This is a genomic window from Desulfoluna sp. CYM3A (genome assembly GCF_056829965.1).
In genome coordinates this window covers 4607658-4622628 of sequence record NZ_CP186556.1, presented here as the reverse complement: position 1 = coordinate 4622628, position 14971 = coordinate 4607658, and the positions used below count along the sequence as shown (strand labels likewise).

The 14971-nt window shown below is 60.0% G+C and carries 16 protein-coding genes and 1 pseudogene; 12 read left to right on the top strand and 5 right to left on the bottom strand.

Annotated features, from left to right (window positions below):
• Positions 1–212: 212 nt before the first annotated feature.
• The 3 genes from ACOYW1_RS23435 (at position 213) to ACOYW1_RS23425 (ending at position 3016) form a co-directional block, all read left to right on the top strand.
• Entirely contained in the window at positions 213–755 is a 543-nt protein-coding gene (locus ACOYW1_RS23435; protein ID WP_482419962.1) for a 2-oxoacid:acceptor oxidoreductase family protein, read from the top strand.
• 276 nt (positions 756–1031) lie between these two features.
• Positions 1032–2003, top strand: a complete 972-nt coding sequence (locus tag ACOYW1_RS23430; protein WP_482423805.1) for a hypothetical protein — start codon at positions 1032–1034, stop codon at positions 2001–2003.
• Between the two features lie 179 nt (positions 2004–2182).
• Entirely contained in the window at positions 2183–3016 is an 834-nt protein-coding gene (locus ACOYW1_RS23425) for a thiamine pyrophosphate-dependent enzyme (protein ID WP_482418032.1), read from the top strand.
• Between the two features lie 113 nt (positions 3017–3129).
• Here the strand turns inward: ACOYW1_RS23425 and ACOYW1_RS23420 are convergent, their stop codons facing one another.
• Positions 3130–3423, bottom strand: a complete 294-nt coding sequence (locus ACOYW1_RS23420; RefSeq protein ID WP_180142785.1) for a GYD domain-containing protein — start codon at positions 3421–3423, stop codon at positions 3130–3132.
• Positions 3424–3718: 295 nt separating this feature from the next.
• On the opposite strand from ACOYW1_RS23420, the pseudogene dapF reads away from it, so the two are divergent.
• A pseudogene (gene dapF, locus ACOYW1_RS23415) lies at positions 3719–4560 on the top strand (diaminopimelate epimerase).
• A 96-nt stretch (positions 4561–4656) separates the two neighbouring features.
• Positions 4657–5067, top strand: a complete 411-nt coding sequence (locus ACOYW1_RS23410; RefSeq protein WP_482419961.1) for a hypothetical protein — start codon at positions 4657–4659, stop codon at positions 5065–5067.
• Between the two features lie 270 nt (positions 5068–5337).
• Here the strand turns inward: ACOYW1_RS23410 and ACOYW1_RS23405 are convergent, their stop codons facing one another.
• A complete protein-coding gene (locus ACOYW1_RS23405) occupies positions 5338–6102 on the bottom strand; it encodes a TSUP family transporter (protein ID WP_482419960.1) in 765 nt (254 codons plus the stop codon).
• Between the two features lie 372 nt (positions 6103–6474).
• Between ACOYW1_RS23405 and ACOYW1_RS23400 the strand changes: the two genes are divergently transcribed.
• Positions 6475–6921, top strand: a complete 447-nt coding sequence (locus ACOYW1_RS23400) for a heavy-metal-associated domain-containing protein (RefSeq protein ID WP_482419959.1) — start codon at positions 6475–6477, stop codon at positions 6919–6921.
• 177 nt (positions 6922–7098) lie between these two features.
• On the opposite strand, the gene tsaA is transcribed toward ACOYW1_RS23400, so the two are convergent.
• Entirely contained in the window at positions 7099–7572 is a 474-nt protein-coding gene (tsaA, locus tag ACOYW1_RS23395; RefSeq protein ID WP_482419958.1) for a tRNA (N6-threonylcarbamoyladenosine(37)-N6)-methyltransferase TrmO, read from the bottom strand.
• 221 nt (positions 7573–7793) lie between these two features.
• Between tsaA and ACOYW1_RS23390 the strand changes: the two genes are divergently transcribed.
• Positions 7794–8330, top strand: a complete 537-nt coding sequence (locus ACOYW1_RS23390) for a YkgJ family cysteine cluster protein (RefSeq protein ID WP_482419957.1) — start codon at positions 7794–7796, stop codon at positions 8328–8330.
• 140 nt (positions 8331–8470) lie between these two features.
• Here ACOYW1_RS23390 and ACOYW1_RS23385 read toward each other — a convergent pair whose 3' ends face one another.
• Both ACOYW1_RS23385 and ACOYW1_RS23380 read right to left on the bottom strand, forming a co-directional pair.
• On the bottom strand, positions 8471–8746 hold the full coding sequence (locus ACOYW1_RS23385) for a DUF4405 domain-containing protein (RefSeq protein WP_482418025.1): 276 nt from the start codon (positions 8744–8746) through the stop codon (positions 8471–8473).
• Positions 8747–8942: 196 nt separating this feature from the next.
• Positions 8943–11501, bottom strand: coding sequence for a response regulator (locus ACOYW1_RS23380; protein WP_482419956.1), 2559 nt, complete (start codon positions 11499–11501; stop codon positions 8943–8945).
• Positions 11502–12135: 634 nt separating this feature from the next.
• Here ACOYW1_RS23380 and ACOYW1_RS23375 point away from each other — a divergent pair.
• From ACOYW1_RS23375 to ACOYW1_RS23355, 5 genes are read left to right on the top strand one after another with little or no spacing between them, the layout of a single operon-like run.
• Entirely contained in the window at positions 12136–12906 is a 771-nt protein-coding gene (locus tag ACOYW1_RS23375) for a DUF4198 domain-containing protein (RefSeq protein ID WP_482419955.1), read from the top strand.
• A gap of 51 nt (positions 12907–12957) precedes the next feature.
• Complete coding sequence (gene cbiM, locus ACOYW1_RS23370) at positions 12958–13590, top strand: cobalt transporter CbiM (RefSeq protein ID WP_482419954.1); 633 nt, start codon at positions 12958–12960, stop codon at positions 13588–13590.
• On the top strand, positions 13587–13808 hold the full coding sequence (locus ACOYW1_RS23365; protein ID WP_482419953.1) for a hypothetical protein: 222 nt from the start codon (positions 13587–13589) through the stop codon (positions 13806–13808). Before cbiM ends, ACOYW1_RS23365 begins: the two co-directional genes overlap by 4 nt.
• A 27-nt stretch (positions 13809–13835) precedes the next feature.
• On the top strand, positions 13836–14132 hold the full coding sequence (locus ACOYW1_RS23360; RefSeq protein ID WP_482419952.1) for a hypothetical protein: 297 nt from the start codon (positions 13836–13838) through the stop codon (positions 14130–14132).
• Positions 14129–14899, top strand: a complete 771-nt coding sequence (locus ACOYW1_RS23355; protein WP_482419951.1) for an energy-coupling factor transporter transmembrane component T family protein — start codon at positions 14129–14131, stop codon at positions 14897–14899. Before ACOYW1_RS23360 ends, ACOYW1_RS23355 begins: the two co-directional genes overlap by 4 nt.
• Positions 14900–14971: the final 72 nt, after the last annotated feature.

Genomic DNA, 14971 nt, shown 5'->3' with positions numbered 1-14971 from the left:
ACGCCCGTGATGGGCGGTGTGGGGTATTCCCCCCCATGTGTCGAAGGGAGCTTTATGGTTAAAAACCAATCATGAAAAATAAAGGCGAATGTGATTTTCCCCGAGGGACGAGGGGGAAAGCGCATTCGTAACTTGCTTTCAAGGTGGCACACCTTGCCGCCGGAGGCAGATAATTTTTTGTGCTGCATGTTCAATACAGGAGAGCGAACACGATGACGACCAGCGTTGATATTGTGATTGAGATCTGTGGCAGCGCAGGGGAGGGGACCATCTCCGCAGGCGAGGTGATGACCCGCTTCATGAGCAGCGAGGGCTATGACATTGTCTCCTTTGATTCGTTTCCTTCGGAGATAAGGGGCTTCGGCAAGTGTGTGGCCCACTTTCGCGTCAGCACGGACAAGGTGCTTTCGCCGGGGAAGTACACGGACGTGCTGGTGGCCCTGAACGACGCCCACGCCATCACCCAGCTGGGCGGGCTTCGGAAAAACGGGGTGCTGATCTACGACAGCAAGCCCCCGGTCTGCCACGAAGAGGACAAGAGCATCGCCGGGTGGGCTGAGCCGGGCATGACCGCCTACGGCATTCCCATGCTGGAGCTTGCCAACAAGGCCGCGGGCAACGCCAAGGGGCGCAACATGGTGGCCATCGGTGCGCGGCCGCCCTTCTGCCGGCATCTCTCATGCCGAAGCCTGCCCACCAAGGCCTTGTACCCAGGCAGGAGGAAGGACAAGGGCAAGAAACAGGTGATCATCTGACAGGCCGTTTTTCTCTCCTGGGCCTACCAGCTGGATGCAAGGAGGTGCAGGAGATCCTGGCCCGCCACCTTCCTGAAAAAGAACTCGCCACCAGTACCCGTAGTAGGGCGTAAAAAGTAGGCGATCATGAATGGAACGTGCTGATGGATGGCCGCGATGGCAGCGGGGTTCGCCTTTACGCCCGTACCCCATCACCCCGGCCACCAGATCAGCCGCCGGAAGATCCTGAGCAAGCGCCTGGGAGACCGTGGGCGACGCTTCTAGACCGAGGATGAGATTTCGGCTGCGGGCAACGTGGTGGGGGCGGGTTTTTCCGGGAAGCGGGCCATGACGGCCACCTCCGGCCCGGGCTTTGCCCTCATGGGGGAGATGATCAACCTGGCGGTGATGGCTGAGGTGCCCGCCGTCATCGTGAACTCCCAGCGGGGTGGCCCCAGCACCGGGCTTCCCACCAAGATGGAGCAGAGCGATCTGTCCGCTGCGGTGTGGGGAGGCACCGGGGATTCGCCCCGGGTGGTCTTTGCCCCCAGGGACGTCATGGACTGCTATGCCATGACCTGCCTGGCGTTTTATGCCGCTGAAAAGTACCAGACCCCGGTGGTGATTCTCCTTGATTTTTACCTTTCCAACAGCATCCGAAACATTCCCAAGCCCGATCCCCCCGGGGAGGCCATGCTGTCCGCCAACGTGTTTCCGCCGGACGAGGCCCTGGACGATTACGAGCGCTTCAAGGTGACCGACAGCGGCATCTCTCCCCGGACCCTGCCGGGCATGCCCTACGGGATGTTTGTGGCCACCGGCCTGGAGCACAACACCCACGGCAAGCCCGTCTACGACGGGGAGAACCACCTGACCATGACCGAGAAGCGGTTCCGAAAGCTCAAGACCCTTCAGGACGAGCTGCCGGCCGTGATGGAGTCCGGCACCGAAGGGGAGGTGGACATCGGAATCCTCTCCTGGGGATCTTCCTCCGGGGCCGCGGAAGAGGCCGTGAGAAGAGCCGGGAAAAAGGGGCACCGCATCGCTTCCTTCCACTCTTCGGTGATCTATCCCCTGCCTGAAGAGGCCTTGAAAGCCTTCAGCAACCGCTGCAAAACCCTGGTGGTGGCCGAACTCAACCACACCGGTCAATACGCCAACCTCGTGGCACCTGTCATTAACCGGCAGGTGCACCGTTTAAACCTCATCTCCGGCCTTCCCATGGCGTCCGAGGATATTCTGGAGTTTATCGGGAAATTTAAGTTTTAACCCGGATAGTTTATGAGAATACGGCCTGATTAATTTAATGATCTGTTATTGCAAGTGTTTACTGGGTAAGGGCTGGGCCTTCGAATACTGCTCGCCACAGACCTGTTTGTCAAACTTTTCAAAAGTTTGGCCCCCGGCAGGGCCGCCGGAGGCGCTTTTGGACCAAAGACGGAGTTGCCATGACCTACATCAGCGACGCCCTGGTCAAAGTCCGGGGAGAGGGGTTCCTTGACTATCGTACCCGTGAGCTGCCCACCTGGTGTCCGGGGTGCGGATATTTCGGCATTGCCCATGCTCTCTTGCAGGTGGTGGGGGAGCTGGGCCTTCGCAATGAAGAGATGTGCGTGGTCAGCGGTATTGGCTGCGCCGGGCGGTTTCCCATCTTCATGAAGGTGTATGGGTTTCACACCCTCCACGGGCGGGCTGTTCCCATCGCCAGCGGCGTAAAGCTGGCCTCCCCGGATCTCACGGTCTTTACCGTGGGCGGGGACGGGGATATCCTGGGCATCGGGGGCGGCCATCTGCCCCACATCGCCCGGAAGAACATCGATGTCACCCTGTTTCTTTTCGACAACTCCATCTATGGCCTCACCAAGGGGCAGTCGTCTCCCACCACCCCCATGGGAAACGTCACCGGCTCCCACCCGCGGGGCAACCCGGACACCCCCCTGAACCCCGTGGCCCTGGCCCTTTCCTACGGCGCGTCCTTTGTGGCCCGGGGCTTTGCCGGGGACGTGGAGGGCATGAAGCAGATCATGCATCAGGGCATTCTTCACAAGGGGTTCAGCTTTCTGCACCTTGTCTCTCCGTGCGTTACCTTCGACAAGGAGAACTACACCTGGAAGCGCCTCTCGAAGCTGGCCCTTCCCCTGCCCCACACCCATGACCCCGAAGACCACGAAGCCGCCCTGCGCCTGGCCCGGGACGAGCGCCTCATGACCGGCATTTTTTATCAGGACGCCCTTCGGCCCTCTTACATCGATCACCTGGAAGCGCAACGCACGGGAAGGTAACGGGCAGTAGCAAAAAACCTCCGTAATGGCTTTCGGACACAACAAAACAGCCCATGATCCCGGTTCGGATCATGGGCTGTTTGTGTGTGTCGGGAATCAGTGGGGGAAAGGGATCACATGGAGGTGATGATGTCGTCGATGAACTCCTCGATGGGCATGGCCGGAAGGGTCATGGTTTTGACGGTGCCCAGGGCGTCAAGCTCTGTTGTGATGCGGAAGATGGATTTTTCGTCCTTGGCCTTGATGATGGTAAGAAAGTCCCAGGGCCCCAGCAGGGCAAACTGGTCCACGAGGATGCCGCCACGGTTTTCAATGGCCTGGGCCGAGAGCTTCATACCGGCCGGGTCATTCTGGATGGCCTTTTTGCCCTCTTCGGTCAATTCCGTCAGGATGATAAAGGTTTTCATCGGCTCACCTCCGTTTCGACGTTGATGGTTGGGTTGTCCGACAGGCGGTGCGGGGGGACATGCCTGACGGGGGTGATGTGGTGCGGTTATGTCGTGTGGTGTGTGGTGGGTAGTCTGTGGTTAACTATACCTTTGAACAAGGATTTGTGTCAAACACCGTGTTCCTGATTTGATGACGTTTTGCGCCTTCTTTTCGGGCGGGTTTTTATTGTTAGGCCGCCAAACATATTGTGTGATACATGCGTATTCGGTATGAAAATGGGATCACAACATTTTATCGACCCCGGAGGGTATCATGGTTCTCGAGTTTGCGAAAATGGAAGGTATTGGAAACGACTTTGTCCTGCTGGACGACATGGACGGGGCCCTGGGCGCCATGGGGTACCCGGAGCTTGCCCGAAAGCTCTGCGACCGACGGTTCGGCGTGGGTGCCGACGGCATTATCATGGCCCTTCCCTCGAAGAGCTGCGATATCGGGTTCCGTATCTTCAACTCCGACGGGTCCGAGGCGGAGATGTGCGGCAACGGGATGCGCTGCTTTGCCGCCTTTGTCAACGACAGGGGGCTCCTTTCCGGGACCCGCTTCACCGTGAGGGCTTGGCTGGGACCATGCAGATCATCGAGGCAACACAAAACGGCGTGACCCGGGTGTGCGTGGACATGGGCGAGCCCATTCTCTTCCCGCGGAAGATTCCCTTTGATGTGGACGGTGATCGGGCCGTGTCCGTTCCCGTCACAGCCGATGGCAGGGAGTACGCCGTGACAGCCGTCTCCATGGGCAATCCCCATGCCGTCATTGTGGTGGACCGCCTCACCGGAGACGAGCCCACAGCGTTCGGCCCTGCCCTTGAGGTCCATCCCCTGTTCCCTGAAAAGACCAACGTGGAGTTTGTGGAGATAGTGTCGTCTTCCGAGGTGAAGATGCGCGTCTGGGAGCGGGGTGCAGGCGAGACCCTGGCCTGCGGCACCGGGGCCTGTGCCACGGCCGTGGCAACCCACCTTCTGGGCCTGACGGGCCGCGAGGTGACCGTGGGACTCAAGGGCGGCGATCTGGCCATTGCCTGGAACGAGGCCGACAACCATATTTTAAAGACCGGTCCGGCCAGGCTGGTGTACGAAGGGCGAATTCGCCTGTGATGTGGATAATGGGCTTGGTAGGCTGGAGAGGCGTGAGCCGAGCCCTTGATTGCCCCGGTGTTTCCAAGGAGGTGACCACCGGGTGGGAGGTGCGTGATGAGTCGGTTGACCCCCTATGACGAGGCTCAGGCCCTGGTGGCTGCCGTTCGGGTCCATGAGTTTACGAAAAAAGCGTCCCCCTCTTTCAAAGAGGTGGCCGAGATCCTCGGCATGACCACGGACTGGGTCTCCCGGGTGTGCACGGAGCTTTCGGACAAGGGCATTATTGCCCTGGTGGAGGGCCCTTTTCAGACCACCTGCATTGTGGTGGAGGATCATCTTGCCGTGGAAGCTCTTCCTAAGAAAGTGCGGGAGAACCGCATGGAAGAGGAACTGAAAAAGTTCAAGGAGAAGACCGCCGGGGTCTACGAGCAGAAGGTCAAGGCCATTCAGGAAGAGCAGAAGAAAAAAGAAAAAGACCTGTTCGACGACATCGCAGAAAAATTCAAACGCGAGCTGGATTCTTAAGGCCCCTTGCAGTCATTGTGCAACGGGAGGCTTTTGCCCATGTCATGTTTACGCCCCGGTCTCTTGGAGAGGCCGGGGTTTTTTTGTCTTCGCGTAACGACTCCGTTTTGCCTTCGGTGCGCTCAAAACAGTCCGGCAGTCGTTAACTTTCGGTGGGGCCAAGTCGTTCGTAAGACCTGTTTGTCAAACTTTTTAAACGTTTGGCCCCCGGCAGGGCCGTCGGAGGCAATGGCTTCGTCACGTTTTTGCGCGTCAAACGGGGGGGAGTCGCTACGCGTACGTTTGATAGATGAGTCTGGCCGTGGTGAGAAAGACCACGGTGACAAAGATGGGCTTGATGAGCCTGGCCCCTTTTTTAATGGCCAGGGCTGAGCCGGTACGCGCGCCGATGATCTGGCCTGCGGCCATGATGAGCCCTGCGGTCCAGACGACGTTGCCCAGGGCGATGAAGACGCAGAGGGCCACGACGTTGCTCGTGAAGTTCATGACGCGGGTGTAGCCTGCGGCCCGGGTCATGGAAAAGCCCATGAACAGCACCATCCCTGTGGTCCAGAAGGAGCCCGTGCCGGGGCCGAAGAAGCCGTCGTAAAAGCCCAGGAGCAGGCCGCAGAGGGTGTAGAAGACCGGGGCGGGGAGCCTGGGCTTGCGCTGGGCGTCCCCGAAATCGGGGGAGAGCAGGGTGTAGGTCAGCACCGCCAGGAGCAGAATCGGGATGAGCCCTTTGAGGAAGCCTGCCTCCATGTGCTGGATGGTCCAGGCACCGGTGGCGGCGCCCGTGAGGGTGGCGGCGATGCCCAGGGCGGCCTCTTTCAGGTTCACCTCACCTTTCTGGACGTAGGTGAGGGCGGCTGAAAAGGTGCCGAAGGAGCCCTGGAGCTTGTTGGTGCCCAGGGCAAGCTGGGGCGGCACACCGACGGAGAGCAGCATGGGAAGGGCCACGAGGCCGCCTCCCCCTGCGATGGAATCCACAAATCCTGCGGCGGTTCCGGTGGCAAAAAGAGAAAGGGCGATGACGGGGGTAAGGGCAAAATCCATGGGGCTCCCAGCGATGGTGGATTGTTGGGGAGGAGCCTGTCCTGATACGGGGGCTCAACCTGTGGTATCTCGGAGTCTCCGTGTGCCGTTTTTCCGTAGAGCCGACGGGCACTCCCTTCAACACGCCTTTCGTATCATTGTTACCCGTAAAATCAACCGGGAATTACCTAATAGTCTTCAGGCAGGTGCAGAGTATTCGCCAGCCCTGTGCCCTTTGCGTCCCGCCCCTTTCTTTATGGTCGCCCACGGGGCAGCCAAGGGCGATTCTTCGTCTGGTCGGCATGGTTTATGAAAGATTTACACGCAGGCGCAACCGATGCGCACAAATTGGAAAAAACTCACGGTGAGCGTGCAATGCGCAAAGGAGGGAAGATGCGATGGGTGGTGGTTGTCCTTGCGGTGCTCTTTGTGGGCGCGATGTCGGTGCTGTCCTGGGCGCAGGGTGCAGGGAAAAAGTCAACATACGCCGTGGAGCGGATGACATGCGGTGACTGTCTTTCCGTGATTTCAACAGGGGTGTCCCGGGTGGCGGAGGGGGCCCGGGTGACCGGGGCGTTTTCAAGCGGTGTGGTGGTGGTGATGCATGACAACGGGATCTCTCCCGAGGACGTCGGCCGGGCCATTACCCGGAGCGGCTATCCGGCCCGGCTTACGGGAACCGCGGATGCCTCCCCCCAAGAGATGGCCGCGGTGATGGGGGTGTCCCCCCTTGAGATGGAAGGAAGCTGCTGTAAAAGTAAGGCCCGGCCCGCCTGCGGTGGGTCCGGAGAGAGCTGGAGGGCCCTGTACATGAAGCTGAAGGCGTGGTGGGCCCGCTGACCTTTAGAGCCAACCTCCGACGGGTCGTTTTTTTGAAAAAAGCTTCGCAGAAACGTTTGGGTAGCATTGCCTTTTGGCCGGTCCAAGGGACTCGCGAAGCCTGTTGGTCAAATTTTTTAGCTTGGCCCCCGGCAGGGCAGCCGGAGGCAGCAACAAGCTGAACCGTTTCCCCTTATGTTACACAAACCGGTCGTCGGACCGCTTATCGGATACTGTTTTTTCGTCTGCGGTCATCCATCCTGATGTGCTTTCCTCCACATGATCGAAATTTCGGATGTAGGGCTTGATGTCCATAAGCGGGGTGCCGTCGAGCATGTCGGCCCCGGTGAAGTGCACGGTGGCTCCATCAACCCGGGTGACGCGGACGATGGAGAGGCCTAGGTGGGTGGGGCGCAAGGGAGATCGGGTGGAGAAGACCCCGCGGGGATGGGTGTCCATGAAGGGGACCACGGTGAGTTCGGTGCGTGTGGCCTTGTGGAAGTGATAGATGAGGTAGATGTGGCTGAAGCCCGACAGGTCGGCCAGGCCCTCAGCGTACTCCGGGAGGAGGACAGCACGCCCCTGCACCTCTGTGGCGCCTTTGGGCTGGATGGGCATGGACGAAAGTTCCGTGTGGGGGGTGTACAGGGTACCGATGGGGGCTATTTCCATGGTCTGGGGTGCTCCTTTTCTTGTCTGGGGGAGTGAAATGCACTACATAAGCACGCGCACATCATGTTTCTGAAGAAACCGCCACCGGCGCATGTGTCGTATGCCTTCGGGATGAAGGCCATACGAATCGGGTGGCTTTAATCTAAGGTACGTCGTACATCGTCCTGCCTCCATGTCTGGCCTCCCCCTGTTTTTTTCCTGACCCTATTATGGAGATATCCATGGACGCATTGTTTGAAAACTACAGGACACTTCTTTCGCGGGTGAACGCCCGGTGCGGGGAGATCGAAGCCGCGCTTACAGGCCACATGGCCTGTCGTAAGGGGTGCAGCGCCTGTTGCCTGAATATTTCTCTTTTTCCCGTGGAGGCCGTCAGCCTTCGCCTGGCCTTTGACACCCTTTCCGAGACCCAGAAGGCCTCAGCCCTGGCCCGGGCCACCGAAAGCAGCGATGAAGGACCCTGCCCCCTTTTGGACGGGGACGGGGCCTGCCTCCTCTACGGGGACCGGCCTTTGATCTGCCGGACCCACGGCCTTCCCATCCTTTTTGACGACGGCGAGGGGAACCGGAGGGTCGACTTCTGCCCGGAGAACTTTCAGGGGCTCTCCTCCCTTTCAGGGGACGTCATGATCGACCTGGAGCCCATGAACCAGACCCTGGCCGCCGTCAATGCCATGTTCTGCCAGGCGCTTTTTGGGGGAGAGCCTCCCTTTGAGCGGCTCTCCATTGCCGACACCCTGTCCCTGGACCTGGTCTGACATCCGGTGATGTGAGGTGGGATCAACAACAGGCAGGATGGGCTATGGCACACATAAAACAGGCACGTGGCGGCGTGGCTCTTTGTCAGCCGAGCCCTTGTCCCCGGTGGGGACGGAGGCAAGGGGTGCCCAGTGCTTTTTTAAGGTTTGATCCAGCGGGTCCAACCGAAGGCGGCCATGTTTTTGCGGATGTACGTGCTGTGCAGTACCAGGTGGAGGGCCACGGCAAGGATAAACAGGAGTCCCGCCCACTCGTGGACATCGGTCAGTACATGGCGGATGTCCACCAGCACGCTTCCTTTGGCCTCGTACCCGTGGGGGAGAATCCATGCATTGATCAACCCCGTTACCGCAAGAAAAACCCCCAGCACAAAAAGGGCCACATTGACCCCCCATAATTTCTTCGGGCGTTCCATCGCTTTATTACTCCTTCCATGAATCTATATGTTTGTCTTGTCTCGTTGCTCTAGATATACGACCGAGGTGGGAAAAAATCAAATGCTGCTTCAAAACGTTGGTCATAGATTGGAGATGGCAAGATCGGGGGAATTATTACTAAGGAGGGAAAGACCGGCTCCCCGGGGAGCCGGTACAAGGTGGCGTTGGGCCCCTTTATGGTTGGGGCGGCAGGCCGCTGCCGTTGAGCATTTCACGAAGGACCTGCTTGAGTTCGTTTATCTGGTAAGGCTTCTGGAGGTAAGCGCAGGTGTCGTCTTCGGCCGGTGCCGATTGGGACGGTGCCGATCCGTACCCGCTGGCAATGATGGCCTTGGCCGATGGGTCGACCTGCCGGATCTGGTCCAGGGCTTCGCTGCCGCTTAGCCCCGGCATGGTCATGTCGAGGATGACACAGCGGATCTCCTGCCGGTGGGCCTTGTACAGAGAGACCGCCTCCCTGCCGTCTTTGGCCGAGATAACAGAAAAACCGAGCTTTTCCACCATGCGCTGGGAGATCTTCCTTACGGGCTCCTCGTCGTCGGCGATGAGGACCAGGCCGCCCTGTTGCTGGATGGGTTTTTCCAAAGAGGGCGCTTTCGGCTGCTTCCGTTGTTCAATGGCAGCAAGGGATGCGGGCAGGAGCACGCGGATGCGGGTGCCCACACCCGGGGTGCTGTCCACGGTCATGGTGCCCCGCAGTTGCCGGATGATGCCCAGAACCGCGGCCATGCCCAGGCCTGTGCCTGTCTTCTTGGTGGTGTAAAAGGGGTCGAAGAGTTTGTCCCGGGTGGTTTCGTCCATGCCGCAGCCTGTGTCTTCGATGTCGATGAAGGTGTAGGTGGCCTCGGGCAGGGTGGCGTCCACGCCGGGGCGCACGGGCATGGAACAGGCGTTCAGGTCGCTTCGGGTGCAGAAGACCTTGCCCGTGCGGATGTCGATCTGGCCGCTGGCGTTGCCGATGGCCTGGGAGGCGTTGGTGAGGAGGTTGAGGATCACCTGGCGCAGCTGGCTGAGGTTGCCCTCTACGTGGGGGGTGTGGCGGCCCGGGTGAAAGAGGATGCGCACTTTTTTGGAGACCGACACCTCGATGAGGCTCATCATGTCGGTCACCAGGGTGTTGATGTCGACAATGCTGGTCTCCAGTTTTCCTTTGCCCGAGTAGACAAGGAGCTGCCGGGCAAGCTCCGTGGCTCGTTTTCCTGCGGTGACGATGTTGTTGAGGGCTTTCTGCGGGCCGGGGTTGCCGGCGACCTCTTCCAGGGCGATGTCGGCGTGGCCCAGGACCGCCATGAGGATGTTGTTGAAGTCGTGGGCAATGCCCCCTGCGATAATGCCCAGGCTTTCCAGCTTCTGGGCATGCTGCATTTTCAGCTCGAAGATGATGCGCTCCTCTTCGGCGCTTTTTTCCCGGGTGATGTCGTTGCAGGCGCGCAGGATCTTGGTGGCGCCGCCTTTGGCCTTGAGGGTGGTGGTGCGCTCGCGGAAGTGGCGCCAGCCGTGGGAGAGGTGTCGGACCCGATAGTCCATGGGTGGGGCTGTTGCGCAGTGGGTGTTGCCTCGATAGGTTTCGGCAATACGTTGCCTGTCGTCGGGGTGAATCAGGGCGAGCCAGGCCTCCATGGTGGTGGGCCGGGTCTCCGGTTCCGAGCCGATGACGGCGTCGATGTTGCCGAACCAGACAAGGTCGTCGGTGGCCGGGCTCCACTCGCTGATGAGGTCGCTGGCGGTGAGGGCGGCGAGTCTGTATTTTTCTTCGCTCTTGGACAGGGCTTCCATGGCCCGGACGGCCCGCAGGGTCTCGGAGCTGTAAGAGGCCAAAAGGCCCCCCACCTCGCGGTCCTGATGAACAAAGGGGGGGCTTTTTTTCCCGTGGAGGGAGACCAGCCCAAAGGGCTTGCCCTCCTGGTTCTGCAGGGGAAAGATGACGAAGGAGCCGTTGTGATACCCTCCGTATCCGCTGGGACGCAGGGCCCCTTCGTTGCGGATGTCCCCGATGAGGACGGGCTCTTTCCGGTACAAGGCGTAGCCGAAGGGTGAGCTTTTGGCCACGGGGTAAGTGATGAGCCCCGGAGCGTGGCCCCCGTCCAGGCAGTGGACGAGGCGCAGGCCTTCCTGGCCGGCGATGTAGAGGCTTCCGCCCGATGCGTCCAAGTGGTGGCTGAACTCTTCGAGCAGGCGGGTGCCGAAGCTTTCGATGGTGACGCAGGTGGAGAGCCTTCTGGAGGATTCAACCACCTCGGTGAGGCGATGGTTGAGCTCGGTGAGGTAGCGGTTGGTGGTCCTCAACTCCTCGGAGTTGCGGGAAATGCGCTGTTCCAGGAGCTCTTTGTATCTCTGGTTCTGTTGCCGGAGTTTTACTTCCCGGAGGGTGCGTGTCACGGACAGGGAGAGTATGTCCATGTTTTTCAAAGGCTTGATGAGGAAGTCGCTGGCCCCTTTTCGCAGGCACGTCACCACCTCGGTGGGTTCGCAGGTGGTGGAGGTGACGATGACGGGGATCTCCGGCCACCTCCGCTGGAGGTGCCGAAAGAACGAGCCGTCCATGGCGAGGTGCAGCAAGATGATGAGCTCCGGCGGGTGAACGGCGATGAGCTGGGTGGCGGCAAAACCGTCCCTGGCCGTCATTACCTCATAGCCGCATGTTTCCAGGTATGGGGCGTAACTGTTGATCACCGAGGCATCTCCGTCAACGACAAGGATGGGGCCCCGGGGGGTGCTATGGGTTGAGGTCATGATGGTCTCCATTGCATGGTCAGTGCAAAGGCAATGGTCCGGCAGGGACCACGGGAAATTCTCCGACTTTGAGTCTCTGTTGACGTCTTGGGAAAAATGGCGTTTCGCGTCTGGTGACGGGGCACCTGTCGTCGGGAGAGGGGTGCTTGCAAGCGACGGCTTTGTCGGTGTGGATATCTCTTTGAAATGTGAGGATGCTTTTAACAAATATACCGAATCGGTGGTGGGCGTGTCAATTGGGATTTCAGCAGGTTACCGGTAATGCGTCGCAGCCGGACAGCCGATGGATAAGCACGGCGAAAGGCCGCGAAGCCTCGAAAGGCAAGGGCTTTTGTTTTTCACTTTGGATTTGACAAGAGCAATTCCTTCACGCTATCTGTGTTAAATAATGGCAGACACGAAGTCTGTTGCGAAAGTCGTTGTTCTGAAGTTGTCATGAATGGGCGCTCCACGAAGGTAAACAGCCACGAAGGCTTTCACGTGAGATGATGCGTTCGTAAAAAACGTCTCTGGAACCACCCCGTCGGGTGAACCGGGCCACCCCAGGCCCAGGCCGGTGTCGTTTTTTGCGGTGATGTCATGCGGTTTACGTTTATGTGGCTTTTTGCTTTTTTCGAACTATGGAGGAATCCAAATGAAACGCTTCGCAGCAGCCGTTGCCCTGGCCCTTGTGGTCTCCCTTCCCTTATCCGCCCTTGCCCACTTCGGCATGGTGATCCCTGACACATCCGTTGTATCCCGGCAAACAGGAAAAGAGCTGGGCCTTTCCCTTTCGTTTTCGCACCCCTTTGAAGGGGTGGGCATGCCCCTTGAAAAACCAGCGGAGTTTTCCGTGGTCGTGGACGGAAAGAAGCGCGACCTCACCGGAACCCTGACCCCTTCTGAGGTCATGGGGAACCCTTCCTGGGCATCCTCTTACGCTGTGAAGCGGCCCGGGGTTTATACCTTTGTCATGACACCGAAGCCCTACTGGGAACCCGCCGAGGATCTTTTCATCATCCACTACACCAAGACCATTGTGCCGGCTTACGGCAGCGAAGAGGGCTGGGATGACGAGCTGGGCCTGAAAACCGAGATCGTGCCCCTGACCCGGCCCTTTGGCCTCTATGCCGGCAATCTCTTCCAGGGAGTGGTCAAGCTCGACGGCAAGGCCGTGCCCTGGGCCGAGGTGGAGGTGGAGTTCTACAACCAGGACGGCAAGGCCAAAGCCGCCAATGAGTATCTGGTGACCCAGGTGGTCAAGGCCGATGCCAACGGCGTGTTCTCCTTTACTGTGCCGAACGAGGGGTGGTGGGGATTTTCCGCCCTCAATGAGGCGGATTACAAGCTGGAGGCCGAAGGGGAGAAAAAGGGCGTGGAGCTTGGTGCCGTCCTCTGGGTGGAGTTTTCCAAGTGGCAGGGGTGATCCGGGGCACCGGGTACCAGAGAACCATGTGATTGACCAAGGAATTCAGTGATGCATATTTCCGAAGGGGTGTTGTCCGCTCCGGTTCTTCTGGCCGGAGCGGCCGTTGCCGCGGGCGGTGTGGCCTACGGGCTGAAACGGATGGACGGGGAGGCAACCGTCAGCGCCGCGTTGGTGACTTCCGCGTTTTTCGTGGCGTCCCTGATTCACCTGAACATCGGTCCGGCCAGTGTCCACCTTGTCCTGAACGGGCTGGTGGGCCTGGTCCTGGGCTGGGCCGCTTTCCCCGCCATTTTTACGGGCCTGCTCCTGCAGGCCCTTCTCTTCCAGTACGGTGGGCTCACCACCCTGGGGGTGAACACCGTGGTGATGGCAGCCCCTGCCGTGGCGGTTTATCTGATCCTCGGACCCCTGGTGTCCCGGTCGGGGCGCGTGGGTCTTGCCGCTTCCTTTGGCTGCGGGTTTCTCGCCGTCTTTATCTCTTCCCTTCTTTTGGCCGCCTCCCTGGTGTTCACCGGGGAGAACTTTACGGTGATCGCCTGGGCGTCGGTGGTGGGCAACGCCCCTGTGATGGTGGTGGAAGGGCTTTTTACCGCTTTTGTGGTCTCGTTTCTCCTGCGGGTCTACCCTGAACTGCTCGGAGGGCTCATGTCGCCTTCGGACGGGCGAAAGGAGGGGCGATGAATCCCCTGCGATGTCTCCTTGTTTTAAGTGTTCTCCTTCTGGCGGTCTCCCCGGCCCTGGCCCATCGCATCAACATCTTTGCCCTTGACGAAGGGGGGGAGATCTACACCGAAAGCACCTTTGCCGGAAAGCGCCCCGTGAAACACGGGGTGATCCGGGTCTACAACGCAGGCGGTACCGTGGTGTTCACCGGGGAAACAAATGACAAGGGGGATTGAGTCCGCCCCGAGCCCGGTGCCCTCACCGTGGAGGTGGACGCCGGCATGGGCCACAAGAGCAGCTGGGATCTGGAGCCGTCCGGCGCGGTTGAGGCCCCGGCCGGAGTGACCGGTGAGCCCGCCCCGCAGGCCCACCCCGTGGAGCCGGGTTTTGCGGACCGGGACTGGGAGCGCCTGGCGCAGGTGGTGGACACTGCCGTGGCCAAAGCCCTGCACAGGCAGCAGGAGGAGACGCGGGTTCGGGACGTCATCGGAGGGCTCGGCTACATCGTGGGCCTTCTGGGGATGGCTGCCTGGGTCCGAAGCCGAAAGGGGAGCATATGAACGAAGCCTTTGCGGACATCGACTCCCCCATCCACCACATAGCCCCCACCGTAAGAGTGGCGGCGGCCTTTGCCCTCTCGTTGGTGACAGCCCTTGCCGCGAGCCCAGCGGTGCCCGTGGCCGCCCTGGGGCTGGGAAGCTGCTTTGCCCTGCTGGCGCGGCTGCCCCTTGGCTCGGTTGCCAGGAGGCTTTTGCCCCTGTGCCTGTTCCTGCTGATTCTCTGGGTTGTCCTTCCCTTTACCGGAGAGGGACCGGTGCTTAAAGCCCTGGGGCCTCTGACCGTCAAAGGAGACGGACTGAACCTGGCCTTTTTGATCTCCCTGAAGTCTTTTTCCATCCTCCTGATCCTCATGGCCCTGGTCTCCACCATGCACACCTTTGATCTGGGCCATGCCTTGAATGCCCTGGGCATGCCCGTGAAGCTGGCCTTTCTCATCGTCATGAGCGCGCGGTACATCGCCGTCATCGAGCGGGAGTACCGCAAGCTGAGGAACGCGGCCCGCATGCGCGGGTTTCAGCCCGACACCTCCCTGCACAGCTACAGGACCTTTGCCCACATGGCCGCCATGCTTTTGGTCCGCTCCCACCTGCGGGCAAAGCGGGTGTACAGCGCCATGGTATTGAGGGGCTTTGACGGCCGGTTCAGCCTGCCCGCGGCACGACGTTCCCGGGGGCTGGCCGGTTGCCTTCCTCAGGCCGCCTGCATGGCAGGTTGCGTGGCGGCCCTTGTGGGACTTGACGTGGCCGTTCGGTGGGGGGCTTTTTGAAAAAAGCGAGTGTAACGATTCAGCTGGCCTCGCGGTTGCTCTTTGAAAAAAGCTCCGCAAAAAACGTTTCTA